The sequence below is a fragment of the Cyanobium sp. ATX 6F1 genome (assembly GCF_024346315.1).
In the GTDB taxonomy this organism is placed as follows: domain Bacteria; phylum Cyanobacteriota; class Cyanobacteriia; order PCC-6307; family Cyanobiaceae; genus ATX-6F1.
Map to the genome: position 1 here is coordinate 1 of NZ_JAGQCS010000003.1, position 26,590 is coordinate 26,590.

30 protein-coding genes are annotated in these 26,590 nt (G+C 64.0%); 18 read left to right on the forward strand and 12 right to left on the reverse strand.

The annotated features are described in order from the left end of the window. Positions 1–232 precede the first annotated feature (232 nt). The 11 genes from KBZ13_RS05130 (at position 233) to KBZ13_RS05180 (ending at position 9,350) form a co-directional block, all read left to right on the forward strand. Positions 233–391 (forward strand): hypothetical protein, encoded by a 159-nt coding sequence (locus KBZ13_RS05130; protein ID WP_255007767.1) that lies wholly within the window; start codon positions 233–235, stop codon positions 389–391. A 674-nt stretch (positions 392–1,065) separates the two neighbouring features. Then, positions 1,066–2,061, forward strand: coding sequence for an NAD(P)-dependent alcohol dehydrogenase (locus KBZ13_RS05135; RefSeq protein WP_255007148.1), 996 nt, complete (start codon positions 1,066–1,068; stop codon positions 2,059–2,061). Between the two features lie 100 nt (positions 2,062–2,161). Beyond that, positions 2,162–2,383, forward strand: a complete 222-nt coding sequence (locus KBZ13_RS05140) for a hypothetical protein (RefSeq protein WP_255007149.1) — start codon at positions 2,162–2,164, stop codon at positions 2,381–2,383. A gap of 387 nt (positions 2,384–2,770) precedes the next feature. Further along, positions 2,771–4,237, forward strand: a complete 1,467-nt coding sequence (locus tag KBZ13_RS05145; RefSeq protein WP_255007150.1) for an arylsulfatase — start codon at positions 2,771–2,773, stop codon at positions 4,235–4,237. Positions 4,238–4,329: 92 nt separating this feature from the next. Beyond that, a complete protein-coding gene (locus KBZ13_RS05150; protein WP_255007151.1) occupies positions 4,330–5,406 on the forward strand; it encodes a DUF1254 domain-containing protein in 1,077 nt (358 codons plus the stop codon). A gap of 45 nt (positions 5,407–5,451) precedes the next feature. After that, positions 5,452–6,411, forward strand: coding sequence for a DUF1254 domain-containing protein (locus tag KBZ13_RS05155; RefSeq protein WP_255007152.1), 960 nt, complete (start codon positions 5,452–5,454; stop codon positions 6,409–6,411). A 424-nt stretch (positions 6,412–6,835) separates the two neighbouring features. Next, complete coding sequence (locus tag KBZ13_RS05160; protein ID WP_255007153.1) at positions 6,836–7,156, forward strand: hypothetical protein; 321 nt, start codon at positions 6,836–6,838, stop codon at positions 7,154–7,156. 321 nt (positions 7,157–7,477) lie between these two features. Next, positions 7,478–7,768: a hypothetical protein gene (locus KBZ13_RS05165; protein ID WP_255007155.1), complete on the forward strand. Its 291-nt coding sequence runs from the start codon at positions 7,478–7,480 to the stop codon at positions 7,766–7,768. A 119-nt stretch (positions 7,769–7,887) separates the two neighbouring features. Then, complete coding sequence (locus KBZ13_RS05170; RefSeq protein WP_255007157.1) at positions 7,888–8,235, forward strand: cupin domain-containing protein; 348 nt, start codon at positions 7,888–7,890, stop codon at positions 8,233–8,235. Between the two features lie 165 nt (positions 8,236–8,400). Next, complete coding sequence (locus tag KBZ13_RS05175; RefSeq protein ID WP_255007159.1) at positions 8,401–8,973, forward strand: alpha/beta hydrolase family esterase; 573 nt, start codon at positions 8,401–8,403, stop codon at positions 8,971–8,973. Then, complete coding sequence (locus KBZ13_RS05180; RefSeq protein WP_255007161.1) at positions 8,961–9,350, forward strand: hypothetical protein; 390 nt, start codon at positions 8,961–8,963, stop codon at positions 9,348–9,350. The genes KBZ13_RS05175 and KBZ13_RS05180 overlap by 13 nt, the downstream gene beginning before the upstream one ends. A 205-nt stretch (positions 9,351–9,555) precedes the next feature. Here the strand turns inward: KBZ13_RS05180 and KBZ13_RS05185 are convergent, their stop codons facing one another. Next, a complete protein-coding gene (locus KBZ13_RS05185) occupies positions 9,556–9,942 on the reverse strand; it encodes a hypothetical protein (RefSeq protein WP_255007162.1) in 387 nt (128 codons plus the stop codon). 106 nt (positions 9,943–10,048) lie between these two features. On the opposite strand from KBZ13_RS05185, the gene mscL reads away from it, so the two are divergent. Beyond that, on the forward strand, positions 10,049–10,429 hold the full coding sequence (gene mscL / locus KBZ13_RS05190; protein WP_255007164.1) for a large conductance mechanosensitive channel protein MscL: 381 nt from the start codon (positions 10,049–10,051) through the stop codon (positions 10,427–10,429). A 28-nt stretch (positions 10,430–10,457) separates the two neighbouring features. Here mscL and recQ read toward each other — a convergent pair whose 3' ends face one another. From recQ to KBZ13_RS05215, 5 genes are all read right to left on the reverse strand, one after another. Continuing rightward, positions 10,458–12,290 carry a DNA helicase RecQ gene (recQ, locus tag KBZ13_RS05195; protein WP_255007166.1) on the reverse strand — a complete coding sequence of 611 codons (1,833 nt, stop codon included), beginning with the start codon at positions 12,288–12,290 and terminating at the stop codon, positions 10,458–10,460. Further along, entirely contained in the window at positions 12,287–12,892 is a 606-nt protein-coding gene (locus tag KBZ13_RS05200; RefSeq protein WP_255007167.1) for a DUF938 domain-containing protein, read from the reverse strand. Before KBZ13_RS05200 ends, recQ begins: the two co-directional genes overlap by 4 nt. Positions 12,893–12,899: 7 nt before the next feature. Then, positions 12,900–13,583, reverse strand: a complete 684-nt coding sequence (locus tag KBZ13_RS05205) for a hypothetical protein (RefSeq protein WP_255007168.1) — start codon at positions 13,581–13,583, stop codon at positions 12,900–12,902. Positions 13,584–13,680: 97 nt separating this feature from the next. Further along, a complete protein-coding gene (locus KBZ13_RS05210) occupies positions 13,681–14,799 on the reverse strand; it encodes a S1C family serine protease (RefSeq protein ID WP_255007169.1) in 1,119 nt (372 codons plus the stop codon). A 158-nt stretch (positions 14,800–14,957) separates the two neighbouring features. Continuing rightward, positions 14,958–15,797 (reverse strand): class I SAM-dependent methyltransferase, encoded by an 840-nt coding sequence (locus KBZ13_RS05215; protein ID WP_255007170.1) that lies wholly within the window; start codon positions 15,795–15,797, stop codon positions 14,958–14,960. Positions 15,798–15,999: 202 nt separating this feature from the next. Here KBZ13_RS05215 and KBZ13_RS05220 point away from each other — a divergent pair, with 202 nt between their 5' ends. The 3 genes from KBZ13_RS05220 to KBZ13_RS05230 are packed head-to-tail and all read left to right on the forward strand — an operon-like array spanning position 16,000 to position 18,646. Further along, entirely contained in the window at positions 16,000–17,133 is a 1,134-nt protein-coding gene (locus KBZ13_RS05220) for an iron-containing alcohol dehydrogenase family protein (protein ID WP_255007171.1), read from the forward strand. Beyond that, the gene (locus KBZ13_RS05225; RefSeq protein WP_255007173.1) at positions 17,130–18,008 is read left to right on the forward strand and encodes an alpha/beta fold hydrolase; all 879 of its coding nucleotides are present in this window, start codon (positions 17,130–17,132) and stop codon (positions 18,006–18,008) included. Before KBZ13_RS05220 ends, KBZ13_RS05225 begins: the two co-directional genes overlap by 4 nt. After that, positions 18,005–18,646, forward strand: coding sequence for a DUF2993 domain-containing protein (locus KBZ13_RS05230; RefSeq protein WP_255007175.1), 642 nt, complete (start codon positions 18,005–18,007; stop codon positions 18,644–18,646). Before KBZ13_RS05225 ends, KBZ13_RS05230 begins: the two co-directional genes overlap by 4 nt. A gap of 149 nt (positions 18,647–18,795) precedes the next feature. On the opposite strand, the gene KBZ13_RS05235 is transcribed toward KBZ13_RS05230, so the two are convergent. The 3 genes from KBZ13_RS05235 to KBZ13_RS05245 form a co-directional block, all read right to left on the reverse strand. Continuing rightward, positions 18,796–19,008, reverse strand: coding sequence for a type II toxin-antitoxin system HicA family toxin (locus tag KBZ13_RS05235; protein ID WP_255007176.1), 213 nt, complete (start codon positions 19,006–19,008; stop codon positions 18,796–18,798). A gap of 725 nt (positions 19,009–19,733) precedes the next feature. Next, positions 19,734–20,198 (reverse strand): DUF3368 domain-containing protein, encoded by a 465-nt coding sequence (locus tag KBZ13_RS05240; RefSeq protein ID WP_255007178.1) that lies wholly within the window; start codon positions 20,196–20,198, stop codon positions 19,734–19,736. Positions 20,199–20,212: 14 nt separating this feature from the next. Continuing rightward, entirely contained in the window at positions 20,213–20,575 is a 363-nt protein-coding gene (locus tag KBZ13_RS05245; protein ID WP_255007179.1) for a UPF0175 family protein, read from the reverse strand. Positions 20,576–20,801: 226 nt separating this feature from the next. On the opposite strand from KBZ13_RS05245, the gene KBZ13_RS05250 reads away from it, so the two are divergent. Next, positions 20,802–21,254 (forward strand): hypothetical protein, encoded by a 453-nt coding sequence (locus tag KBZ13_RS05250; RefSeq protein WP_255007180.1) that lies wholly within the window; start codon positions 20,802–20,804, stop codon positions 21,252–21,254. A 111-nt stretch (positions 21,255–21,365) separates the two neighbouring features. Here KBZ13_RS05250 and KBZ13_RS05255 read toward each other — a convergent pair whose 3' ends face one another. Genes KBZ13_RS05255 through KBZ13_RS05265 form a run of 3 tightly spaced genes read right to left on the reverse strand, consistent with a single transcriptional unit; the run spans position 21,366 to position 24,339 of the window. Then, positions 21,366–22,274, reverse strand: coding sequence for a phosphatidate cytidylyltransferase (locus tag KBZ13_RS05255; protein ID WP_255007720.1), 909 nt, complete (start codon positions 22,272–22,274; stop codon positions 21,366–21,368). A gap of 5 nt (positions 22,275–22,279) precedes the next feature. Continuing rightward, positions 22,280–22,909: a precorrin-6Y C5,15-methyltransferase subunit CbiT gene (gene cbiT / locus KBZ13_RS05260; RefSeq protein ID WP_255007181.1), complete on the reverse strand. Its 630-nt coding sequence runs from the start codon at positions 22,907–22,909 to the stop codon at positions 22,280–22,282. 8 nt (positions 22,910–22,917) lie between these two features. Continuing rightward, positions 22,918–24,339: an aminotransferase class I/II-fold pyridoxal phosphate-dependent enzyme gene (locus KBZ13_RS05265; protein ID WP_255007182.1), complete on the reverse strand. Its 1,422-nt coding sequence runs from the start codon at positions 24,337–24,339 to the stop codon at positions 22,918–22,920. Between the two features lie 83 nt (positions 24,340–24,422). Here KBZ13_RS05265 and KBZ13_RS05270 point away from each other — a divergent pair, with 83 nt between their 5' ends. Continuing rightward, a complete protein-coding gene (locus KBZ13_RS05270) occupies positions 24,423–26,087 on the forward strand; it encodes an ABC1 kinase family protein (protein WP_255007721.1) in 1,665 nt (554 codons plus the stop codon). A 12-nt stretch (positions 26,088–26,099) separates the two neighbouring features. Next, the gene (locus KBZ13_RS05275; RefSeq protein WP_255007183.1) at positions 26,100–26,588 is read left to right on the forward strand and encodes a hypothetical protein; all 489 of its coding nucleotides are present in this window, start codon (positions 26,100–26,102) and stop codon (positions 26,586–26,588) included. The last annotated feature ends 2 nt before the right edge of the window (positions 26,589–26,590 follow it).

The window sequence follows — 26,590 nt, forward strand, 5'->3', positions numbered from 1 at the left end:
ACGAACTGCTGCATAAGGGAGTGGGTCGTATGGAGGCGCTGGTGCAGGTGCAGGAGGAGTTCCGGAGTCATCCCAAGCAGAAAGATTGGGGCGACCATAAATACTGGGCGGCCTGGCAACTCACGGGTGATGGGGGGCCGGTGCCTGGGTTGTAGGACCCAGGCACCGGCAAGTGCACTGGAACTGGTCTCGGCGTCATCGGGCGCTATGTGCCTCAACAGCCCGCGCCGTGATGCGCCTGCTGGAAGACAGCCTGGCCGAGGAGTTCCTCACCGGGCGCCTCAAGGATGGCGATTCCGCCCTGGTGGATGTCAACGAGGAGAAGCAGGTGGTGATCCGCCACCAGACCATCACCGCGCCGCTGCCGGAGTTGGCAGGGGCGAGTGCCTGAGGGGCGGGCGCTTAGCGCCTCTGATTCAGAAGATTTGGGGGGCCGATGGGCCCCCTTTTTTGTGAATGATGACGGGCTGGGGTTTGAGACACCCCGCATCAGGTGTTGGTGTTGCTCCTGCAGCCGGAGCTGGGTGTATGGGGATTGGCGGCTGAGATCTCCCATGCCTTCGGGTGGAAGTGCTCAAAGCCCCCACGGCGGAGTTGCTCACAGTTGGCCTTCCCCAATAGTTGCGGTGCAAGGAACCTCAGGGCGGCTGAAAGGACTCAGCAAACCAGGCAGCAGGTACACAACTTCCGGCATTGGTTTGATACCCAACTGTTGAAAGGGGTCAGGTCTTTTTCACTATCCAGGAGGTACCAATGCAGGCCATGGAATGACGAAGCAACTTTCAAGCACCTTATCGATCATGGGGAAGCAAGGTGTAGAGCCCAGCGGATCAGCCCTTAGCGGGGCTTGATAGGGTGAGTGTGTTATGCAGGTTTCCGCGGCCAGGAATGGGACGAAAGGGGGTTGCAGTAGAACGCGCACCTGAGAAAATCGTCTGATGTGCTGAGCGGAGAAGGGCTGAAAAGGGGTGGCAAGACGTGGCTGGATGGGCGAACTGTCGAAATAGAGTTAGATTGTGGTGAATTTTTAAGATCACCGGTTCATAGAAAGCTTGGAGGAAACCCATGAAAGCGATTGTGTACACAGAATACGGGGCACCGGATGTTCTTCAGCTCAAAGAGGTGGAAAAACCTACGCCAAAGGATAATGAAGTTCTGATAAAAGTCTATGCGGCAACCGTAACCACAGGGGACGTGAACGTTCGGGGGTTTACCTTTGTCCCTCCCGGATTCGGGCCCCTACCACGATTAATGTTTGGTCTTAGAAGGCCAAAAAGAACAATCCTGGGGACTGAGCTGGCTGGAGAAATTGAAGCCGTAGGCAAAGGCGTGAAATCATTTAAGAAGGGTGACCACGTTTTTGGCATCGGCTCAGATAGCTTCGGCGCTTATGCCGAGTATGTGTGTCGGCCTGAAGCAGGGGCATTAGCAATGAAGCCGGCCTTTGTAACACACGAGGAAGCTGCCGCTCTTCCTTTTGGAGCGGGAACTGCCTTGTTCTTTCTGAGAGATATGGCGAAGATTCAGCGCGGACAAAAAGTCCTGATCAATGGCGCTTCTGGAGGGGTCGGTACTTATGCGGTTCAACTTGCCAGGTACTATGAGGCAGAAGTCACCGGGGTATGCAGTGCCACGAATTTAGAATTGGTGAAATCCCTGGGGGCCGATAAGGTCATTGATTACACCCAAGAGAATTTTATCCAAAATGGTGAGTTGTACGACATCATCTTGGACACAGTCGTAGGCAAGACTTCGTTTTCACGTTGTAAGAACTCCCTGAAGCAAAAGGGACTTTATCTCGCAGTGGCCGGCGGGCCACAGGAGTTGATTCAAATGCTATGGACTTCCATAATCGGCGGGAAGAAAGTGTTGTTTGGGTCGCCAACCGAGTGCAAAGAAGATCTAATGTTCATCAAAGAACTGATTGAGGCGGGGAAGATAAGAGCAGTCATCGATAGACGTTATCCCTTGGAGCAGATTGCCGAGGCGCACCGTTACGTGGACAAAGGACACAAAAGAGGAAACGTAGTGATAACTCTGGAACAGAGTGGCACAATCTAACAACGGAAAGCAGCCGACATGGCTCCGCTCTGCTCCGCAAGGCAACTGAATCCGACCGTTAGCCCGTCTCGATTCACACAGCATCTATTGGAGGTCAACCATGACCAAGCCAGTCCTTGCTCCAGTCTTCTGCCAAGTTGCCTGGATTGTCCGAGATCGTTCAGCCGCCGAGAAGTTCTTCGTTGAAACGAAGGGAATCAGGCGCTTCATGCACATGGAGGATCTTGCTGCAAAGGATACCGAAGGCACGTATCTCGGCAAGCCCGGAGATTGGCTCTGCAACCTTCATCTCGCCTGTGCTGGGACACCCAGATTGAACTGATCCAGCCTGTCTCGGGGACCACCTCGGTGGCACTCATGGCATGAGTCAAGAGTCTTCAACCAAGGCCAGGAAAGTACGGGCGGACTTGCCCTCAATCGGCTGGCGAGTGCAGAGTCAATCCTGTGCTGCAAGTCGTTGGAGCTCAATGCATTCCCTACCGACGTCCTGGCCTTTGATGATCAAGACGAGGTTGACCCGAAGATGTCATGACTGATTGCTAAGTGTGCGGAGCTCAAGCCGTGCGACGTTTAATGCCGGCATAGAATTAGCCACCATCGCCACAGACTAGAGCCGCCACCGAATCGTTCTCCTCTGCGGTCACTACAGCTTTTGGCCTCGCGATGGCGAACGTCAGCCAGCCTTCACCCATTACCCAAGGAGCCCAGGATGAGTCAATCGAGCAAGCCCAACATCCTGATCATCTGGGGTGACGACGTTGGCATGTGGAACATCAGCGCCTATCACCGCGGAATGATGGGTGGCAGCACGCCGAACATCGATCGCATCGGTAAGGAGGGGCTGATTTTCATGGATCACTACGGCCAGGCCTCCTGCACCGCGGGACGCGCGGCGTTCATCACGGGGCAGTATCCGATCCGGGTCGGTTTGGCGACCGTCGGCTTGCCGGGTGCGGAACAGGGCCTGAACAAGGCTGACCCAACGCTGGCCAACCTGCTCAAGCCGCTCGGCTACGCCACGGGGCAGTTTGGCAAGAACCACCTCGGCGACCGCGATGAGCACCTGCCCACCGCCCACGGCTTCGATGAGTTCTTCGGGATCCTGTATCACCTCAATGCCGGGGAATACACAGAGCAGTACGACTTTCCGAAGGACCCCGAAGTCGCCAAACAATTCGCCCAGCGCGGCGTCGTTCACTCCTGGGCGAATCCGGATGGCACGCAGAAGATTGAAGACAAAGGCCCGTTCGGGCAGCAGCGCCAGCGGACGCTGGATTCTGAAATCCTCGTCGAATCCAAGCGCTTCATCAACGACGCGGTCCAGGCCGACACACCGTTCTTTGTCTGGCACAACACCACGAGGATGCACTACCGCACCAACCTGTCGCCCGAGTACGAGGGCAAGAGTGGCTATGGCCTCTATGCCGACGGCATGATGGAACTCGACGACACGGTCGGCGAACTCCTCAAGCAGCTCGACGACTTGGGCGTCGCGGACAACACGATCGTCATGTTCTCCACCGACAACGGTCCGGCCATGAACAGTTGGCCCGATGGCGGCAACACCCCGTTCGGCGGTGAGAAAGGCGTCGGCGGCAAGGAAGGCGGCTTCCGGGTGCCGATGCTCGTGAAGTGGCCCGGCAGGATCCCCGCGGGCGAGACGACCGGTGAGTTCATGACCATGGAAGACTGGATTCCCACCCTGATGGCCGCTGTCGGTGAGCCGAATGTGAAGGAGAAACTCCTCACCAGTTACCAGGCGGGCGAGCAGACTTACACCCACATCCACCTCGATGGGTACGACCAGACTGAACTGATCACCGGCAAGGGCAAGTCCAAGCGCAAGGAGTTCTACTACTTCACCGAGACCAAGCTCCACGGCATCCGCTACGGCGACTGGAAGTTCCTGTTCGTCAAGCAGGACAAGTGGTTCAATGGCGTCCAGCAGGACATGCTGACGCCGCTCGTCACCAACCTGAAGCTTGATCCATTCGAGCGCATGGAGCATTCGCGCGGTTTCGATGAATGGCAGGAGAACCACGCCTGGACCTATGCGCCCGCCTTCGCTCAGGTCGGCGTGCTGATCAAGTCGCTCAAAGACTATCCGCCGCGCATGGAGAGCCTGGACTTCAATATTGACGAAGCCATGAAGGCGCTCACGCCCAAGGGGGATTGAGACCGGTTCCGGTCGTTGTCGTCTGGCCAGCTGAACCAGTGCCTCAGCTGGCTTAACAACCTAGGCTCAAGTCATCAAATTGATTGTTGCGGATGAAACGAACCACCCGGAAAATTTTCAACTTCGCGGGCGTTGTGATGGCGCTGTGTGCGACGACGATCGTCCAGCCGGTCGCTGCACAAACCCCCGTTGTCAAGCAGAGCATCACGCAACAACGCCTCCCTGAAGCTGGCGTCAAGGTGACGCCGAAGACCTATATCCGGGCCGAAACCGATCGGCAGTTCGCCGAGATCGTGAAAATGGCAGGGGGCGTCAATCGCTTCTATCACTTCCGCACTCCCACGCCGCTCGATAAGCAGAATGTCGTGCGGATGAACCGCGATACGCTTTACTCCATGGGTGTTGTCGACACATCCAAGGGTGCAACAATTACTGTCCCTAAACTGCCAAAAGGTCGCTACGCGTCGGTGTATCTCGTTGACAATGATCACTACGTACCGTTTGTGATCTACACGGAGGGCACCCACCAACTCCCGAAGGACACTAAATACCTGGGCGTCGGAGTGCGCATCCAAGTGGTTAATCCGAAAGATCCAGACGAAATCGCCCTGGTCAACAAGTTGCAGGATCAGTTCGTCATCAAGGCCAACAGCGCCGATCCACTGCCCAAGTTCAAATGGGATCGCCCCTCTCTGAAGACCTTGACCGCGCAGTATGAAAAGGATTCAGCGCAGTACAGCAGTTGGAAGGGGATGCAGGGACCGCGCGGTAAGGTTGTTGAAAAGATCCGTCACATTGCGGCTGCGGCGGCCTGGGGGCTCTTCCCCGAATGGGACGCCACCTACCTGAACTACAGCGGCGGCCATAATCCAAAGGTTTGCCACACAGCCACCTACAAGGTGCCGGAGAACAAAGCCTTCTGGTCGATTTTGATTTACGGCAACGATGGGTTCATCAAGAGCGAGAACAGTCTGGTCAATTCCTCGAATGTGAAGCTCAATGCCGACGGCACGTTCACCGTGTCTTTCGGATCAAAGCAACTGTGTGGTGCCGTTCCGAACCGGCTGGATGTGACCGAAGGATGGAACTTCCTGATGCGTGTGTATCGTCCAGGGCCATCCGTCCTGGATGGAAGTTACAAGCTGCCTAAGGCAACGCCAATTCAATGAGCTGAGATGACAAACTCAACATTCGCTTCACCGTCTGATTTTGGAGTGACGGACACCGCTTACAAAGTCTCGGAGACCGATTTCAACATCAAACGAAGCCTTGCCAAGGCGAGTATCAACACCTGGGCGCATCAGCGTGATGTCAGCAACGTCAAGACACAGCAGGTCATCCGGGAAAATCAGGATGTCATCTATTCCAGTGCCGTCGTGGACGTCCGGAGCGGAGCGACACTCTCCGTGCCGGCAAGCAAGACCTATCACATCATCGAGATCATCGACCAGCAGAACTACATCGTTGGTGTGGTGTATCCCGGTAAGACTCTCACCATTACCCTCGATGATCTGACATACGGCAACTACGTCTACCTCAACATGCGAATCCGAAAGCTTCCGGAAGCGCAAGGCGGACTCGCTGCCACCCATACCCTTCAGGGGATGGCAACCATCGAGGCGGCCTCAGCCGTTCCCTATGCAACTCCTGACATTGTGATCGATCAAAAGCAGATGGAGGTGATCCGTACGGCGCTGATCAAGGACGTTCAGGCTGGGAAACTGCCAGACACCAGCAGGGCCCAAGGCGGAGTGTCGGAGACCGAACCGCAGGATCATCTCTACGCCACCGCCTACGGATGGGGTGGTCTCTCGGTCGAACATGCGGCCTACGCTCCGATTGCGAATCGTACAGAGAACAAGGAGGGCAAGGCGTTGCCATCGAGCCTCACCTTTATGCCGCCGGAAGTCGATTCTGACCGAGGCGGTTTCTGGTCGATCACCACCTACAACAGTGAAGGCTGGCTGGCCAGGGACAAGGCCGCCCTTTCGAATTCAGAGGCCATCCCCAACCCCGATGGTTCCTACACAATCCGGTTCAACTCTCCCGGTAGCGCGAACAACGTCGAGACACCTTCACCTTTCGCCGCGCTGCTTCGAATCTATGTCCCCAAATCAAAGGAGAGTGCCATGCAATTTCTAAAAAGTGAGAGCAAGAATTTGGTTATCAAGTAATCTGACTCTCGCGAATGATCATGAGCTTGCTGCACATGTCCCAAGCCGATTCAAGTCATGGAAGTCAATTCATTGCAAGGTCGCGATAGTTGTTGCACCAATGGGGCTCGCTTCCCTCTGCCAGCGGCCTCGATCCCATCAAGTTGGCTCAGGCTACGTGGAGGGTGTGGATCTCAAGCAGCGCTACGTCAATCCAGGCTCAGGTATTCACGGCCTTTTCCCGGTGGGGACTCTGGTTACCAGTTGATGGATGACTTCAGCGATAAGCTCTAGCGTGCGGAGCTGATCATCTATCGGGCGCTCTGATGACTTGCGCTCTTGTTCACCTTCAAACTACAGTACATGGGTCAACGGATCCCTTGTATTCTGCAAGTCATTCTCCTTCAGCTATTTTTCGGGCTGAGGCCATTGAGAGGGTCATGAGATGAGAGCGACGTTTTCTCAAATCGGTGGCGTTAGGGTTGGCGGTGGCACCTTCTTCTCCTTCAACGCATCGTGGCCATTCGCCTCGATTCTGGTGGCTGATTCGGTGTTGACCATCTCCTGCCTGGGCATGAGCTGGGTTTTCCCCAAGGGTTCGATTCGGAGACTCAGCCCATGCAGCGGCCTGTTTTCGGATGGATTGCGCATTGAGCACAACGTGGTAGGCAATGCAGAGTTCATCGTGTTCTGGACTTTTAAGCTGGCCCATTTACAGCGTGAGCTTGAGCAGAGAGGCTATTCAGTCGATGAACCAGAGTTCTGACGATGCGCTCCAGCAATTGGTGGTGCACCTTGGCAAGAACCTTGATCGAAAGCTTTTTCATGTGTGCTGCGCTTTCTAAAAATGTTGACACTTTTGCTAAGTTCCGCATGGGGCCAGTGACCGTCAAGGCTAAGAAATATCAACGGCTTTTATGGCTAGTTATCACAGACTTACCATGATTCTACCTTCGACTGGCGCGAATGCGATTGTTCGTCCACTCAGCCGCTGAGTACGCATCATTGGAAGCTCTGGGCTTGTGATCGGCCGTGAGGGTGCTCCTCTACAACATCTTCAATCAAACCCATTGAACGTCGTTGAATCATGAAAGTTGTTATTCGGAGCTACTCGGGTAAGGGTGCTAAGGAGACATTTGATGCGCTGGAGCAGCAATCGGCCGATGTTGAGCGCCTGCTCCGTTCTGTGAAAGGGTTCGTTTCCTACACACTCGCTCATACCGAGCATGGTGGCCTTTCGGTGACCGTTTGCCAGGACCAGGCTGGAATTGATGAGAGCCTGCTCAAGGCGAAGGACTATATTGCGAGGAACATCCCTGACACGGGCGCATCGGCGCCAGAGGTGACAGTCGGTCATGTAATTTTGCAACTTACTTGAATGCTGATGTGAACTGCATTGCGTCGAACCTAGTGGGGTGTCGTGGTTGTTAATCACACATCCTTATGGCCAGGCCGCTGAGGTGAGTCGTTAGGATTTGGATGTTCGGAGATAGGATCATGACGAGCAACGAACCGGTTGCACCTGAGACGAAGGGTGTTGCGACGATTTTGCTTTCTACGCTTGACCTTGGCCCTGAGATCGTGGGCATGGCTGGCCGCCAACTTCGAATGCGTAGGGTGACCATTGAGCCTGGAGGCGTCTTCGGTCCGATTCACGACCATCAAGACAGACCAGGAATCGTCTACATCCTGCAAGGAACAATCACTGACCATCGAAATGGAGTCGCTACGGACTATGGGCCGGGCGTGGGCTGGCCCGAGGACAGGAACACCACCCATTGGCTTGAGAACAGAGGAATGATTCCGGCGGTTGAGATCTCAGTCGATATTGTCAAGAATGAGTAAGCTCAAGGTCAACAGCTATCACGGCTGGGCCGCGCACGTGGCTTGAGCGGTCGCGATTCAGTCGGCTTCGCCTCCTTTCGTGCGCCGATTTGATCCGACATCAAGGGGTCATTCCATTGAACCCATGGAGGTTGTGCCAATCTCTCCAAATGGCATGAAGACAACATGAAGAAGCATCTGACGGCCATCCTGGTGGTGTTGGCTGCGTTCGTCCTGATCGGAGCTGGGTGTCTCGCGCAGTCGGTGAGGGGCACGCTCACGCGAACGATCAAGGTCGGTGCTCTCAGCCGAACCTATTACCTCCATCGTCCGCCTGGGTTGCCGAAGAACAAGTCAGCGGCCCTTGTCCTGGTGTTCCACGGTGGTGGCGGCACGGCCTTGCAGATTGAGCGCCATAGCGGCTTCAGTGAGCTCGCGGATCGAGAGGGTTTTCTTGTCGCTTACCCCGAGGGCGTGGGCAGGAGCTGGAACGATGGCCGCGATGCTGCGGGGATTGCAGCCCAGCGCGACAGGGTCGATGACCTCGGCTTCATGGCCGCCCTGGTTGACGATGTGGCCAGGGTCCATCCACTCGATCCCAAGCGCGTCTACGCCGCCGGCATCAGCAATGGTGGAATCTTCTCCCATGCCCTGGGCGCTCGCCTGTCAACGCGGATCGCGGCGATCGCTCCGGTGGCCGGCGGTTTGGCCGAGCCCTACAGCTTCTCGTTCCAACCGGAGCAGCCGTGTCGGTGTTGATCCTGCAGGGAACCGATGATCCGCTCGTGCCTTTTGGTGGTGGCAACATCGCAGCCCGTTCCGCGCTCAACCGTGGGCGGATCATCTCCACCGACGCAGTGATCCACCAATGGCTCAAGCGCAACGGCTCCCAGCTACAGCCGGTGATCAAGGATCTCCCTGACACCGACAAACATGACGGCTGCCGTGTCCAGTCGTTCAGCTATGCCGTTGGTAAGGCTGGTACGGAAGTCGTGCTCTACCGCATGAACGGAGGCGGTCACACCTGGCCGGGTGCTCCAGCGATCCTGCCCAGATGGCTCGTTGGCAACACCTGTCACGACATCAGTGGAACGCAGGTGATCTGGGATTTTTTCAAAGCTCATCCAAAGCCGTAGCAACAACCAGGAAGGTTTTGACTCCTTTTGATCCTGGCATTGGTCACCAGACGATGGCTCGAAGCTGGATCTACTCAAATCCTCCACTGAGTTTTTCATTCGAGAGATGGGTGGACCGAGTGTGTTGTCACACGACGTTGTTCAGCTCTCGAAGGGGTTTACGCCCACCCTGCCATCACCTGCCATCTGAGCTGGGTGCCTTGGCTTAAGTGTGTCGCCTCAACAGCCAGCGCCGCGCCGTGGCGAACACCAGCAGCCCCACCCCGGGCTGGATCAACACAGGAGCTTGCGCCGCCAGCGGTAAGTCCGGGCAGGAGAAGCTGGCCGTGAACTGGCTGAGGATCTGCAGCAGTCCGCTGAAGATCGCGCAGAACATCAGCACGATCACCACGGGGAACAGCACCAAGGGCGTGATCACACCGATCAGGGCCATCACCAGCCCCAGGACCTGCAACCCACTCAGCCAGCGCCGGGTCCGCGCCGTGAGCCCAGCGCCTGGCAGAAGGGCGCTCAGCAGCACGGCCACCAGCAGAGGTACCAGCAGGGTCAGGGCCCAGCGGAGCGCTTCGGCGGCGGATTCAGGGATGGCCATGGGCGTTGCTTGGCGACTGGATCATCACCGCCCTGGGCTGTCGTTGTCTCAGCCGCTGGGCTACTTCCGCTCAGGCGGTAGCCTCCGCGATTGCGTTCTTCCTTCCATGGCACCCCGCCGCAGTTCCTTCCTTCGCGATTTCCAGGAGTTCATCAACAAGGGCGATGTGGTCGATCTGGCGGTGGCCGTGGTCATCGCCGGAGCCTTCGGCAAGGTGGTGGATGCGGTGGTCAGCCTGGTGATGACCACGCTGCTGGCTCCGGCCCTCAAGGCCGCCAACGTGGCCTCGATCGCCGCCTGGCCCGCCGGCGCCGTGATCGTGGCGCTGATCAACTTCGTGGTGATCGCCTTCGTGGTGTTTCTGATCGTGCGCGCGATCGAACGCCTGCGCCGCAAGGAGGAGGCCGTTGCTGCCCCCGATCCCCAGGCCGATCTCGCGGCCGCCGCCACGCGCCTGGCCGAGGCCCTCGACCGCCGCGCCCTCTGAGGGCCTGGGCCCCTGTGGTTCGGTCGGCTCAGCGCGTGCTGATCACCGCCAGGACGGCTTCGCCGTAGCGCTCCAGCTTGGCGGCCCCCACACCGCTCACCTGGGCCAGTTCGCCAGTGCTGGAGGGCCGCAGTGCCGCCACCTCCACCAGGGTGCGGTCGTGGAACACCACGTAGGGGGGCACCCCCTGGCTGCGGGCCTGTTCCCGCCGCCACTCCTTGAGGGCCGCCAGCAGGGCTTCGCCTTCGCGATCCAGCTCCGTGTCGCCCGCCCGGGCGCGCTCGGCGCCGCTGGGCCCCTGGCGGCGCTGCACCTGCCGGGGGGGCGGCAGGTGCACGGCGAAGCGGCTCTCCCCCCGCAGCAGCGGCCGCACCAGATCATCGGCTCCGAAGCGCAGGCCGCCACGGGCCTCCGGGTCGCTCTCCAGCAGCCCCCGGGCCACCAGCTGCCGAAACAGGCTGCGCCACTGGCCCTTGTCGAGCTCCTTGCCGATCCCATAGACGCTCAGTTGCTGGTGAGCCAGCTCCCTGATGCGGGCGGTGTCGGCCCCCAGAAGCACATCCACCAAATGGGCCGCCCCGAAGCGGCTGCCCGTGCGGTAGACAGCTGAAAGCGCCATGCGGGCGGCCTCGGTGCCGTCGCTGGAGCGGCCTGGCTCCAGGCAGCGGTCACAGTTGCCGCAGGGCTCCGCCAGCGCTTCACCGAAGTGGGCCAGCAGCACCTGGCGCCGGCAGCCCGCCGCCTCGGTGAAGGCCACCAGGGCATCGAGCTTGCCGTGCTCGATCCGCTTCTGCTCCGGCTCGGCGGCGGAGTCGTCGATGAAGCGGCGCAGCTGGGGCAGATCCCCCGCCCCGTGCACCATCCAGGCGGTGGCCGCCAGCCCGTCGCGCCCGCCCCGGCCGGTTTCCTGGTAGTAGGCCTCCAGGCTCTTGGGCAGGTCCACATGGGCGACGAAGCGCACATCGGGCTTGTCGATGCCCATGCCGAAGGCCACCGTGGCCACCACCACCACGGCGCTCTCCTGGCGGAAGCGCCGCAGCACCTGGGCGCGCACGTCGTTGTCCAGGCCCGCGTGGTAGGCCAGGGCGTCGAAGCCCGCCGCCCGCAGCGTCTGGGCCAGGCTCTCCACCCGGCTGCGGGAGCGGGCGTAGACGATGCCCGCCTCGCCCCTTTGCCCCTCAAGGAAGGCCAGCAGCTGGCGGCTGGGGTCGTCCTTCTCGCGCAGCAGGTAGCGGATGTTGGGCCGATCGAAGCTGGCGCTGAACACCCGGCCGCTTTCCAGCGCCAGGCGCTGGCGGATCTCCTCGCGGGTGCGCGGATCGGCCGTGGCCGTGAGCGCCAGCCGCGGCACCGCCGGGAAGCGTTCCGCCAGCTGGGCCAGCTGCAGGTATTCGGGCCGGAAATCGTGGCCCCACTGGGACACGCAGTGGGCCTCATCGATGGCGAACAGGGCGATCGGCAGCTCCCCCAGCCGCTCGAGGGTGTCGCCCGAAAGCAGGCGCTCGGGAGAGAGGTAGAGCAGGTCCAGCTCGCCGGCGCGCAGGGCCCGCCAGCTGGCGGCGCCCTCGGCGGGGCCCTGGGCGGAGTTGAGGGCAGCGGCGCGCACCCCCGCCTGGCGCAGCGCCTCCACCTGGTCCTGCATCAGGGCGATCAGGGGCGAGATCACTACGCCCGTGCCGGCCCGGCAGAGGGCGGGGATCTGGTAGCAGAGGGATTTGCCGCCCCCCGTGGGCATCAGCACCAGGGCCGAGCCCCCCGCCAGCACATGGTCAACGATCGCTTCCTGGGGGCCGCGGAAGGCGCCGTAGCCGAACACCTCCCTCAGCACAGCCGCCGGCTCGCGCAGGGGTGCTTCGCTCATCGCTCAAGCATGCCCACGCCGTTCCGGAAGATCAGCATTCGGTTGTTGGCGGGCAGATCCACGCCTTCCGCCAGGTTCAGCCCCACCCGGACGGCCTCGGCCTGGATCACCTGGGCATCGCGAACCCCCATGGACGGATCGCGGGCCCGCAGCTCGGCGTCGAAGGCGGCGTTGCTGGCAGCGCTGTGCACGCCGCCCTCGCTGAAGGGGCCATAGAGCAACAACAGGCCCTCGGGCGAGAGCACCTGCGCCGCGCCGGCCAGCAGAGCCAGCACGGCCTCCCAAGGCATGATGTGCGCCGTGTTGGCCGAGAACACCGCCTCGAAGGGGCCCGCTGGCCAGGGCTGCTCGCGCACGTCGAGGGCGAGGGGCTCCAACAACCCCTCTGGCCGGGGGGGCTGCAGCAGCAACAAGCGCAGCATCTCCAGATGGGGCGCCAGCTCCGTCGGTTGCCAACTCAGGCCTTCGATCGAGGCGCAGAAATGCTGGGCGTGCTGGCCCGTGCCCGAGCCCAGCTCCAGCACCGTCGCGCGGGCGGGGAGCCGGCGGCGCAGCACTTCAAGGATCGGGCCTTTGTTGCGCTCGCAGGCGGCGGAGAACACCGCCGCTTCAGGCCGGCTGCCAGTCGTCCGGGGGCAGGGGCTTCTCGGTGTCCTTGAGCGAGGGGAAGGTGCTGCGGATCAGGGCCACCACCTCCTGGCGCACCTGGGAGCGGAAGCTGGCCGCCGCCTGGGCCTCCAGCACGGGGTAGTCGCTGGCGGCGGCGTTGTCCTCGCCCCGCAGGGGCTTCCAGCTGGTCTTTTCCCTGGCCTTGAGGGCCGCCAGCGGGGCAGCGAAATCCACCTGCAGCACACGGCCGCCGGCGGCGGTGGCCGCCACCCAGGCTTCCCGAGCCGGGATCAACGCCTTGGCCTTGAGGGTGTCGGGCAACCCCAGCACCGGTTCGTCGTAGGCCAGGGCGCGCAGCTCTTCTTCGAGCACGATGCGCCAGGCGCCCAGCTCAACGCCTGTCAGCCCCAGTTCCGCCTCGGCGGCCTTGAAGGCCTCCAGGTAGAAGTTCAGCCAGCGCACGTGCGACTTGTCGCGGAAGCTCTTGCGCACCGACCCCTTGCCCGTCGGCAGCTTGGGGAGGGCGGCATCGGCCTTGCGCAGGTAAGCCCGGTCCTCCGGTTCGAGGTTGATCGCCCCCCAGCGCTGGCGGTACTCCCACAGCTCCTCGTAGCGCCGCACGTCATCGGCCGGCCAGCCCAGCTCCTTGAGTTCCAAGGCCCGGTTCACTTCGCCCTTCAGCACCCTGTGGCCCGTCTCAGTCGCAGGAAGCGTAGAGGGCGGCCCCCTGGGGAGGTCAATCGTGGCCACCCGGAAGCGCCCGTCAGGGCCGGGATCGCCTTCAATTCAGGACGGGATTGAGCCCAGGAATGAAGGCAAGGTTGCCTGGGCTGCTCTGGATCGCCACCCCGGCGGCCCCCACCTGGAAGCGTCCTTCGTCGCTGCCGGAACCGCCCTGGCCGTCGCTGGCCTGGATCAGCACCTTGCCGCTCTCAAAGAAGGCATAGGCGTTGCGGGAGCCGTCGGCCCAGGCCAGGTCGTAGATGGTCTGGCCGTTGTCGTTCTGCAGGCGGCTGAGGCGGCAGGGGATGCGCTCGGCGTCAGCCTGGTCGCCCCGGCGGAACACGCAGACGCTGGGGGCGCCGGGTGCCACGCCCTCCGGTTCGCTGGGGCGCGCTTCTGGATAGGGAACCCGGGCCGTGTCGTCACTGCCTCCCGCTGACCCCTCGCCAGCCGCGGGCAAACGCTTGAGGAAATCGCGCACCGCCGCCGCGGAGACGGCGAAGTTGAGCCCCTCACTGTCGTTGTATTTGAACGTGGCGATGCCGGCGACGCAGTTGCGGGCGTCGAGCACCGGGCCGCCGGAGTTGCCCGGGTTGATCGCCGCATCGATCTGCAGGATGCCGTCGCGATCCCGGAGGCTGCTGACGACGCCGCGGCTGAGGCTGAACTCCAGCCCCTTGGGCGCCCCGATCACGAACACCTCCTGGCCCACGGCGGAGGGCCGATCGTTCAGCTTGAGCACCTGGCCGCGGGTGCCCTGCACCGCCAGCAGGGCCAGGTCGTTGGTGGGGGAGCCGCCGCCGCCCCGGGCCACCACCTGGGCTCCGTCGCTGCGGCCGTCCACCCACTTGAGGTTCACCCCGTCGCTGCCCTCCACCACGTGGGCGTTGGTGACCAGGTAAGTGGTGCCGTTCTGCTGGGCGACCACGAAGGCGCTGCCGAGGCCGCGGTCGGTGCGCACCACGGCGACGCCATTTTTAGAGGCGCTGAAGATCTGCTCGGCGTTGCGGTTGCCGTTGGTGCAGCGGCCGCCGGCGCCCACCGCCAGGGGCGGCTGCAACCGAGGGGCCAGGGCGGTGGCCTGCACCATGGCGCAGCCGCCCAGGGCCAGGGCCACCCCGGAGAGGGCGAGGCTGGCGCGCCAGCGGGGGCGAGAGGCCTTCGGGGAGGGGGGCATGGTCCTGGGGGGGCGGGAAGGGGAGGCTGGCCTGGATCCTTTCTATGGCTTGGGTTTGCTCCTGTCGGCGGGGCGCTGCCCCCAAACGGTGACCGGATCTTTCCAGGCAGGCCTCCGGTCTGATCTGGTCATGAACCAGCGCGCCAGCGGGGCGATGATCAGGTCGATGGCCGTTTCTGGGTGATCTGAAACGCCGAGAGGTACGACAAGGCGATCTGCCCCCCAGGCAGCTTGTCGATGATCCTGTGTAACTCCGCGAACAGCGCTGATCGACGCTCGGGGTCCAACCGGAGATAGGGGGAGTAGGTGGCCAAGGACTCCAGGTACTGATCCGCCGACCAGGTGAGCTGGGTTTCAACCGACCCCTCCTGCAGGTTGCCGAACAGGTCCGATTCCAGGGCGAGTTGCGCCAGCACGCTGAGAATCCGCTGCTGCTCAGCCCTGGTTTCATGGCGGATCAGCTCTGGAGCATGCAGCTCGTAGGCCTCCAGCAGGAGTTCATGGGTGGCCTTTGAGGGCTGAAGTTCCATGTTCCACAACAAAATCAGATGGCCGCGTTCGTTCAGTGCTGAAGAGGCCTTGCGGTAGGCCACCTCTGGCGTCACCCAATGAAATGAACTGGCCGCCAGAACAGCATCGAAGGCTTGTTCAGCCAGGGGCCATTCCTCAAAGGCCGACTCGACGATTTCGATCGAGGGGTAGGCCTCACAACGTCGCCGAGCTGCCACAGCAAAGTCTCGGTTGGGCTCCAGGCACACCATCGGGCACCCCAAGGGAGCCAAGCCAAGGGTGGCGGTTGCCGGTCCACATCCCACCTCAAGGATTCTGGAGTAGCGGGTCAGTCCGGCGACCTTGATGACCTGCTCGATCAGCTCCTGGGGATAGGCCGGACGTGCACGTTCGTACACCTGGGCCGCTGCCGAGTACCACGATTTCCGTTCCCCAAGATCACGGGCCCCGTAGGACGCGATGGACTGCTTGAGATCAGCGTCGTTCATGCGAACAAGCCTGGCCTTGCCTTGTTTTCAGGCTAGAGATCGGCACCGCATGGGACCTGTCTCCAAGCCCTCCTTGGCGGCGCGCCGAACCGCTCTCCCCAGCCTTCACGGTGACCCTCAATGGCTTCCTGATCAACGCGGGCTCAAGGTTCCCCCCAGGACGGCCAAGCGAGGGAAGGGGCGCGACTTTTAAACTCAAGGCATGACCAGCCCCGTCAGCCAGCACCAGATCGCCCCGGCCCGGGTGCTGCGGGGGGAGGCGGCCTGGGCCGAGGCCCTGCCGCTGATCGCCGGCCTTTGTCGCCGCCCGTTGCTGCTCGGTCGCAGCGCCGCCACCGCCGAACTGCGCCAGCGGTTGGCGTCCGATCTGCGCGATCAGGGCCTCGATCCGATTGATGGTGAGCTGCAGTTCGACTGCTGCGAGCAGGATCTGGGGCGACTGCAGGCGGAGCTCACCGCTGCAGCCCGCGCTGGCCGCGCCGTGGATGCGGTTCTGGCCGCCGGTGGCGGCAAGGTGCTCGATGCCGGCAAGTTGCTGGCCCAGCGGCTGGACCTGCCCTGCCTCACCGTGCCCACCAGCGCCGCCACCTGCGCCGGTTGGACGGCCCTGGCCAACCTCTATTCCCCAGCCGGTGCCTTCGAGGGCGATGTGGCCCTTGATCGCTGCCCGGAGCTGCTGGTGTTCGACCACGGCCTGGTGCGCCAGGCGCCCGTGCGCACCCTGGCCAGCGGCCTGGCCGATGCGATGGCCAAGTGGTACGAGGCCCAGGTGAGCAGCGGCAGCAGCGGCGACGGCCTGATCCAGCAGGCGGTGCAGATGGCGCGGGTGCTGCGCGATCAGCTCCTGCTTGAAGGGGAGGCGGCCCTGGCGGAACCCGGCGGTGAGGCCTGGGTCCGGGTGGCGGAGGCCAGTGGCCTCACCGCCGGTCTGATCGGCGGCCTCGGTGGCGCCCGTTGCCGCACGGTGGCCGCCCATGCGGTCCACAACGGCCTCACCCAGCTGGAGGCCACCCACGGCAGGCTCCACGGCGAAAAGGTGGGCTTCGGGATCCTGGTGCAGCTGCGTCTGGAGGAGCAGCTCGCCGGCAACCAGCTGGCGGCCCAGGCCCGCCGTCAGCTGCTGGGCTTCTTTCGCACCCTCGGCCTGCCCGTGACCCTCGCCGATCTGGGCCTCGCCTCGGCCCCCTTGAGCGATCTGCAGGCGATCTGTGCCTTCGCTTGCCTGCCCCACTCCGACCTCCACCATCTCCCTTTCCCGGTCACCCCCGCTGATCTGCTCGGGGCCCTGGTGAGCGCCGACGCCTGCCCCACGCACCAGCGCGAGCTCGCGGCTTGAGCGCTGGAGAGGCGCTGCTGGCCGAGGCTGCCCGCAGCCTGATCGACCCCCAGGGGCGGGACCTGGCCGCCGCGGTGCAGTGGTGGGAGCTGGCGGGGCTGGAGGGTCGCTGGCCGGTGGCGCTGCTCGGCCAGGGGCCGCCCCTGCTGCTGCTCCATGGCTTCGACAGCTCGCTGCTGGAGTTCCGGCGCCTGGCGCCCCTGCTCTCGGCCCGTTTCACCCTGGTGATCCCCGACCTCTACGGCTTCGGTTTCTGCCCCCGGCCCAGCGAGGGTTCCTACAACCCGGCCGGGGTGCTGGCTCACCTGGAGGCCCTGCTGGCGGCCATCGCCGAGCGGATCTCCCCGGACCCAATGGGTCTGATCGGCGCCTCCATGGGCGGATCGGTGGCGGTGGAGCTGGCCCGTCGGCAGCCCGAGCGCATCGAACGGCTGCTGCTGCTGGCCCCCGCCGGGCTCACCGGCCGGCCGATGCCGCTGCCGCCCTTGCTGGATCTGTTGGGGGTGCGCTTTCTCGCCCTTCCCGGCGTGCGCCGGGGCCTAGTGCGCACCGCCTTCGCCGACCCCGCCAGCAGCGTGGGCCCCGCCGAGGAGCAGATCGCCTCGTTGCCCCTGGCGGTGCCCGGCTGGGGGATGGCCCTGGGCCGCTTCGCCCGCAGCGGCGGCTTCGCCGGCTGCGGTGATCCCCTGCCCCCCCAGCCCCTGCAGGTGCTCTGGGGCGCCAACGATCGCATCCTGCGGCCGGCCCAGAAGCGCGCCGCCCAGGCCTTGCTGGGGGAGCGCCTGCGGGAGCTGGAGGATTGCGGCCACCTGCCCCATCTCGATCAGCCCCAGCGGGTGGCCGAGGCCTGGGCGTGGGCTGCTGAACAGCCATGAGCACTGGCCATGACAACTCCCGCCCCAGCCCTGCGTTGCAGCTGCTGGCCAGCGGCCTGCAGCTCTGGATCCGCCAGCAGTGCCAGGCCGTCGATGCGCTCGAGCTGCAGCTCCACGGCAGCGCCCTCCAACTCCTGCGCGGTCGCCTGGAGGGGGTGAGTGTGGTGGCCCAGGGGGTCGTCTACCAGCAGTTGATGTTCGAGCGGGTGGAGCTCACCAGCACCGCGATCCGCGTGCAGATGGGCGGCCTGCTCAAGGGCCAGGGCTTGCAGCTGGAGGAATCGTTCCAGATCAGGGGCGCCGTGGCCTTCAGCGGCGAAGGTCTGAACCGCTCGCTCACCAGCCCACCCTGGGGGTGGCTGGGGGACCTGCTGGCGGAGCAGTTGTTGGGGCGTTCGCCCCTGGGGAGCCTGCGCATCGCCGACGAGGTGCTGGTCCTTGCGGTGGTTGCGGGCGAAGGGTCACCACCCAGCGAGATCTGCGCCATGACCCAGGCGGTGAAAGGCAGCGTCGAAATCAGAGCGATCGAGGGGAGTGCGGTGGCACGCCTGCCCATGGATCCATCGATTCGCATCGATGAAGCCCGCTTGAGCAAGGGCAACCTCGAGCTGGAGGGCGAGGCGAGGGTGTTGCCCTGAATGCATAAGGAGAGCCGGTTCTAGATCTTTGTTCCAAGCGCGACAGCTCCACCATGCGGTTCCGCTGGCCGACGAGAGCCAGGAAGTTCAACAAAGATCATCAGGGGGCGGCTCAGGAGAATGGCATTGTTAGTCGATTACTGCCTGCATCAAAGATCACTTGGTTTGAGACCGGTGTTCTTGGCAATTCGAGACAGCATCCTGGGGCCAATCTCCTCGCCATCATGGAATGCAAAGACATAGTCCGGATAGCCTGCGTGTTCAAGGGTCTTGTGAGATCCTGACTGACGCTTAACTCCCCATCCAATGGACAGCAGGGCTGCTAATACTTTCTTGGCTTTAGCTGACGGCCAATGACTCATGCAGAGAGTGGAAGGGAAAACTGGATGCTGACTGGCTCGGAGTCGCCATTTTCAAGCCGATCAGCGATTACACGAAGGGCTAAGACCTCAGCTTTTGACATTGCATCAGCAGAGGAACTCCCGTATGCAAGAACTCCAGGCAGCTCGGGCACCTCGGCGATCCAACGACCGTCTACTTCTTCTTCGCACTCCAAAGTGAAATTCATTTGTAGCTCCCTATTGATGCCATTGTAGCAATATTCCAAGCTAGAGCGCATCCTGTTCCTCCGCTCAGCCCGGCGCCCTTCCCAGAGATTCGGCTAAGTTGTTATTGGATGGTTTCTGTGAACCACCGCTGAGAGAGCACCCCTTTCTGAGAACCGCGTCTCAAGGGCATCGGGCTCACAGCAAGAACCCAGTTGAATTAGAGGCTTTTAGACCCTTCTCCATAGGCTTGGCCGTGATTCTCGGGTGCGAGAACCACTTGTTCATGACGCCACACAATGTCTGCCGGGTTGCGGACACAAACGGCCCACGATTGAGAACATTGATATAGATCATGGTCGTGCTCACGTTTTGATGGTGCAGAAGTTCCCTGATCGTGTGGATGTCCTGGCTGCCCTGCAGTTGACGAGGGGAAAGCGGGTAGCGCCACTTCAAGTCATTGGAGAACAGCCTTGAGGCATCCCGTGGCGTTGTCAATCCATTCCGCTGTGCTGGCCTGAGCGCTGTAGCCCAGGCCTCCCTCAGGTCTCCTGTGCAGTTTCAGGGCTGCTCTCGCCGCAGCGTTTCAGCACGGCATGAATCACTTCCGGAGCGATCCTGAAATCACTGCCATGCAGTTGGGACAACACGGCCCGAGCTGACGGGATCAAATGGCGCGCTCGGGCCATGCCGATGACCGCGGCTGTACCTGCCATCGACAGCCCCAAGCCCTGGGCCACGGCCCGCCCTGAGCGCTCGTCGATCAGCAGCAGCGCCGGGCCCGGATGCGCCAGGGCCAGGCGAATGCTGGCCGCTTCTCCCTCATCGAGATCCGGCAGGTCAGGCCCGTCTGGAATGGGACCAGCAATCTGCAGCCAGCCAGCCTCCAACGCAGCGGTGATGCGCGCTTCTTCCGCAGGGAAGCCTCCGGTGATGACCTCAGCGGCGACCACTTCTGGGATGAGGACCTCCCCGAACAGCTCCTTCAGCCAGCCGATCCCGTTCACACGGGCGAGGCCGATCAGAGGGCTGGCGTCGCTGATGACGACTGCAGCCATTGCTCCAGGGTGTCAAGGTCGGCGTTGGCTTCGGCTTCCGTCAGCCGGATCACCGGAATCCCCAGCCGTGAGAGGTGGGAGATGAAGGCGGCCGTGTCCATCTCGGCGACCCGGGCGGCGCGGGCCAGGGACAGCTCACCATCGCGGAACAGGGCCGTGGCCAGCGCGGGCCGCACGCCCGGTGCCTGCAGCAGTCCGTCCTGATCGAGGCCCATCAACACCGCATCGGGATGGTCCCTGTTGAGCACGACGACCATGCCCTGCTTGGACTGGCGCAGGGCCTCGGCCGGATTGTTCTTGAGGCCGCTGACGCTGACGGCATGCATAGCCCATCCCTCCAGGGATGATCTGATGGGATGATCCTAAGGGCGATTGAGAAGGGAGGAGGTTTGCCCACTGGTGGCAATAGCCAAAAGCAGCACCAAGCCTTTGGCCTCCAGGAGTCGCAGCCGATCCCGCAACAAGTGGCTGCCGCTATCTCCGAACGAGCAGCAAGCCCGCGCCGCCGCCAAGGGCGCCCCGCTGCTGGAGCCCTGGCGCGAACACAACACCTTGCGTGGACTGCGGGATCGGCTGCAGCTGGCTTTCGACTGCTGGAACCTGCTCGATGCTCCCGACGGCACCAGTCGCCGCTCGGTCTACCTGCCCCCTGGCGTCAAGGAGCCGGACTCCTCATACCGCAACCGGATCGAGAACGCCCGGCCCACCGGCTTTTTCCGTGACGCGCTGCCTCACACCCTGCAGGCGGTGATCGGTGATGTGGATGGACGCGGCACCGATCTGGGGGTATTTCTGTTCATCGCCGATCTGTTGGTGCTGCGCGATGGCGGCTGCCGGACCATCAATCCAATGACTGCGAAACAACCTGATTGCCAATGTGGCTGTCAATCGCTGGATGGGCCTGTGCCAGCCATTTCGTTGCGACTTGCGACGGAGAAAAGCTGCCTTGAGATGAGAAAGTTTGTGGCAACCTTCACCCTGCCGATCAATTGTTGGGTTTATTGAGTTACTTCGTTTCACTGGTCTGGCTCCTGTGTCACGTTTTCAGGGAGCCCTCATCGAAAAGGTTTGCTCCCTCAGCTTCGCCCAGAAACGTTCTACTCAGGACAGTCTTCTTCAAGAAACCAGTGGCACCAGCAGCGTGACGAAATAAAAGACCACCGCCGGTGTGAACAGGTAGCTGTCGATGCGATCGAGGATACCCCCGTGGCCGGGGATGGCATCGCCTGAATCCTTCACGCCCGCATCCCGTTTCATCATCGATTCGGTCAGGTCGCCCACGAGGGCGAACACCGCCACCACACCGCCCAGCAGGCCCCCCAGGGCCCATCCCCCCCAGGGCCAACCCAGCAGCACGCCGCCGATCGCGCCGGTCAGCACGGCACAGCCCATCCCCCCCAGGGCCCCCTCAACCGTTTTGCCCGGGGAGATCGGCGAGAGCGGATGGCGCCCGAGCCGGCGCCCGATCACGTAGGAGCCGATGTCGGTGGCGACGATCAGCAGGCAGGCCAGCAGGGTGAAGGCCATGCCCGGGCCCAGGGGCCAGGGGGCGCCCACCAGATGGGGGGCCAGGGCTTCGCCTGTGAGGTCGCGCAGCTTGAGCCAGTGGCTGGGCAGAAAGCCCAGGTAGAAGAGCCCGAAGATCGAGGCGGCGATGTCGGCGATCGTGCCGGTGACCGGCTGCAGCAGCAGCCAGCCGCAGATCGCCGCCCCCGACACCGGCAGCACCGCCGCCGCCAGTTCGGTGGCGCGCTCGCCGCCGCCGCTGGCGGCCTGGGTGGCCAGCAGCAGCACCTGGCAGAGCACCAGGGTGGTCTTGGTGGCGGGCCGGATCCCCTTGAACTGCGCCAGGCGGAAGAACTCCAGCAGGCCCAGGTGAACCAGCACGCACACCGCCAGGGTGAACCACCAACTCCCCAGACTCACCACCACCAGACCGAAACCGCCTGCCGCCAGACCACTCACCACCCGGGGGAGGGAGGTGCGCTGGCGCGGTCCCGGCAGAGGGGGATCGGCGGGGATCAGCGGGCTCAAAGGGGGCGTTCGGCGGCGATCAGGAACAGGGGTTCGGCCGCCGCCAGCCTGGCTTGGCTGCCCCGTCGCTGCATGCGGTGCACGGTGGCCTGCACCACCTGCACGTCATGGGCCTGCAACTGGCCCAGGGTGTCGGTGGCATCCACCAGCCCCTCCAGGCTCGTGGTGCTGATCACCAGCCGGCCCCCCGGCTGCAGCGCCTGCCAGACGGCGTTCAGCACATCCGCCAGGGGACGCCCCACCTCCAGCAGCACCCGGTCGGGGTTGGCGGGCAGCCTGTTCAGATCGCTCGGGGCCTGACCCTCGTGGATGTGCAGGTTGCTGATGCCGAAGCGGCGGCGGTTGCGCTTGAGCAGCTCGATCGCTTCGGGGTCTCGCTCCAGGGTGTGCACGGCTCCGGCGGGCATCAGCCGGGCGATTTCCAGGGCCAGGGCGCCGGTGCCGCCCCCCACGTCCCACACCAGCGACTGGGCCCTGGGGCGCAGGTGGGCCAGCAGCATCACCCGCAGTTCAAGCGGCGTAGGGCTGAAGCCTGGGGCGTCCTCGAAGCTGCTGTCCGGCACCCCGGGGGTGACGAAATCCCACTGGAAGGGTTCGACGGGCACGCCCCCAGCAGCTGCTTGCATGGGCGTGCTCAATCCGCCAGGACGCTCACCGTATCAGCGATCTGGCCGGGCCAGAGTGCCCGCTGACGCCGCAGCCAATCGGCGCGCTCGGCGTCGATCCGCTCACCGGGGATCAGCAGGGGAATGCCGGGTGGGTAGGGGCAGAGCGGCTCCGCCGCCAGCCGTCCGGCGGCCTGCGCCAGGGGCACCGGCTCGGCCCGGGCTCGCCAGGCCACGGCGGGGGCCAGCTCCGGTTCGGCCACCAGGGGCAGCGGTGGCGCCGAGAAGGCGGGCAGGGGGGTGCCCCCGAGTTCTCGCCCCAACTGCTTGAGCTGCTTCCCCAACCGGGGGATCAGCCGGCTGGGGGGGCGCAGCCCCAGGCAGAAGGTGAGGCAGCCCGGTTCGGGCAGTTCGGCGATCACGCCGCGTTCCAGCAGCCACTGGTCGGCGTCGAGGCCTTGGATCCCCAGGGCCGCTGCGTGCAGTACCAGCCGCAGGGGATCGTCGTTGGCCACAACGGGCAGCCCCTGGCGTTCCAGGGCCGCGCGCAGCCGCAGACCCAGCTCCAGCGAGCGCCCCAGCCGCCGCCGGCCGTCGGGGCCGTGCAAATGCGCCAGGGCCGCTTCGCAGGAGGCCAGCAGCAGGGCGCTGGGGCTGGAGGTCTGCAGCCAGAGCAGCGCCCGTTCCACAGCCGCCGGGTCCACCCTGGCGGAGGCGCCTGGGCCCAGCAGCAGCACGGCGCTCTGGGCCAGGCCGCCGGCGGCCTTCTGCAGCGACTGCACCACCAGATCGGCGCCGCTGGCCAGGGCCCCCTGCGGCAGCAAGGGATCGAGACCGAAGTGGGCGCCGTGGGCCTCATCCACCAGCAGCGGCAGACCGCGTCGGTGCACCAGCTCCACCAGCGGGGGCAGATCGGCCGCCAGCCCCTGATAGGTGGGGTTCACCAGCACCACTGCTGCCAGCTCACCTTTTGCCAGTTCCCCCCCCGCCAGCTCCCCCGCCGCCTGCAGCACCCGCTCCAGGTGGGCGGCATCGGGGGGCAGCCAGAGGCCGGTGGCCGGATCGAAGGGCAGATCGAAGAGCACCGGGCGGAGCTGAGCGAGCACGCAGCCGTGCAGCAACGAGCGGTGCAGGTTGCGGGGCAGCAGCACCCGCGAGCCGGGCGGGCAGAGCCCGAGCAGCGCCACCTGCAAGAGCCCGCTGGCGCCATTGACCCCGAACCAGCAGCGCTGGGCCCCGAGCAGCTTGGCCGCGGCGGCCTGGCTTTCGGCCACCGCGCCGTCGTGCTCCAGGGGCCCGCCGATGCTGGGCAGTTCCGGCAGGTCCCAGGAGCCGGGGGGCTGGCGCAGCAGCCGCTTCAGATCGGGCGCCAGGCCCCGGCCCCGGCCATGGGCCGGCAGGTGCAGGGCGAGGTCGGCCCGGGCCAGGCGCAGGGCATTCAGCAGGCCCATGGCTCCCCGGAAGGTGTTCCTAGAGTCTGCAGACACGACCAAGGTCCCGGGAGAACCACGCCATCGCCGACGCCGCCCTTCCCCTGCGCTACGACCCCAAGGGTGACCTGCGCTGGCTCCTGCTTCGCCCCTGGGTGCTCATCGGACGCCTGCTCCAGGTGCTCAGCCAGCTGGCCGCCCTGGCACTGGCCCTGCTGATCCAGGGCTCCAGCAGCGACGCCGCCGTGCAGCGCCGGCTGGGCCAGAAGATCCTCACCACCCTCACCAACCTGGGCCCCTGTTTCATCAAGGTGGGCCAGGCCCTTTCCACCCGGCCTGATCTGGTGCGACGGGACTGGCTCGACCAGCTCACCCAGTTGCAGGACAATCTCCCCCCCTTCCCCCACGCCATTGCCCTGGCGGTGATCCAGGAGGAGCTGGGGGCCCCGGCCGATCAACTGTTCGATGTGTTCCCCCAGGCGCCGGTGGCCGCCGCCAGCCTCGGGCAGGTCTACAAGGTGCGCCTGGGCAGCGGCCATTGGGTGGCGGTGAAGGTGCAGCGGCCGAACCTGCCCCAGATCCTGCGTCGGGACCTGGCGATCATCCGGCTGCTGGCAGTGCTCAGCGCGCCGCTGCTTCCGCTCAACCTGGGCTTCGGGCTGGGGGAGATCATCGATGAGTTCGGTCGCACCCTTTTCGAGGAGATCGACTACCGCCTTGAGGCCGACAACGCCGAGCGCTTTGCGGCCCTGTTCGAGCACAACCCCACGGTGTTCGTGCCCCGGGTGGAGCGGCTGCTCTCCGCCCGCCGCGTGCTCACCACCCAGTGGATCAACGGCACCAAGCTCCAGGAGCGCCGAACCCTCGAAGCCGAGCACCTCGATCCCACGGCGCTGATCCGCACTGGCGTGATGGCCGGGCTGCAGCAATTGCTGGAGTTCGGATACTTCCATGCCGATCCCCACCCCGGCAACCTGTTCGCCCTGCCGGGCAAGACCGGAAACCTGGGCCATGTGGCCTATGTGGATTTCGGGATGATGGACTCGATCAGCGACTTTGACCGGCTCACCCTCACCGGCGCGGTGGTGCACCTGATCAACCGCGATTTCCAGGCCCTGGCCGGGGATTTCGTCGCCCTGGGGTTCCTCAACCCCAGCACCGATCTGACCCCGATCGTGCCCGCCCTGGAGACCGTGCTGGGCGGCCAGCTCGGAGAGAACGTGGGCAGCTTCAACTTCAAGGCGATCACGGATCGCTTCTCCGAACTGATGTTCGATTACCCGTTTCGGGTGCCGGCGCGCTTCGCCCTGATCATCCGGGCGGTGGTGAGCCAGGAGGGGCTGGCGCTGAGGCTGGATCCCGCCTTCCGGATCATTGGCGTGGCCTACCCCTACGTCGCCCGGCGTCTGCTGGCCGGCGACACCGCCGAACTGCGCGAGAAGCTGATGGAGGTGCTGTTCGATCGCCATGGCCGCCTGCAGCTGCAGCGGCTCGAAAGCCTGCTGACCGTGGTGGAGGCCAACGACGGCGAAGGCTACGGCGATCTGCTGCCCGTGGCCGGTGCTGGCCTGCGGCTGCTGCTGGGGCCCCAGGGCAGCAGCCTGCGTCAGCGGCTGCTGCTCAACCTGGTGCGCGACAACCGGCTCCAGACCGATGACCTCCAGGGCCTGCTGGCTCTGCTTGGGCGCACCTTCTCGGTGCGCAAGCTGGCGGGCGGGATGCTGGCGCGGCTCAATCCCCTCGCCGGCGCCCTCGAGGCGGCGGCCTAAGGTCACAGCCCCATGCCCCTGGCCACCACTTTGTTCCCCGACCCGATCACCCTCAGCGAAGCGGCCAGCGATGCGGCCAGCGGAATGTTCGGCGATCTCGACGCCCAGGAGATCCTGCTGGAGTACGTGCCCTACTACAGCGATCCCCCCTACGCGGTGGCGATCTTCGGGTTGGCGGTCGGGGTGCTCTGCGGGCTCACCTTCGCCAAGGTGATCCAGAACCGGCTGGAGGGCTGGAAGCAGGACCGCTTGACGTTGCTGCCGCTGGCGCGCATCGAAACGGTGGCTCCTGCGATCGGCATCGTGCTGGGCATCACCCTGTTCATCGGCGGCATCCTGCAGGTGTTTGGCTTTGGCGGTGCCACGGCGCTGCTGGTGGCGCTGCTGCTCTCGTTGCTCACCGCCGGCGGACTCTGGGTGCAGCTCGCCCGCCTGATGGCCCAGGTGGACGCGGGCACCTTCAAGGCCGTGGATTTCGACAACTTCGATCAGTTCTTCTAGGG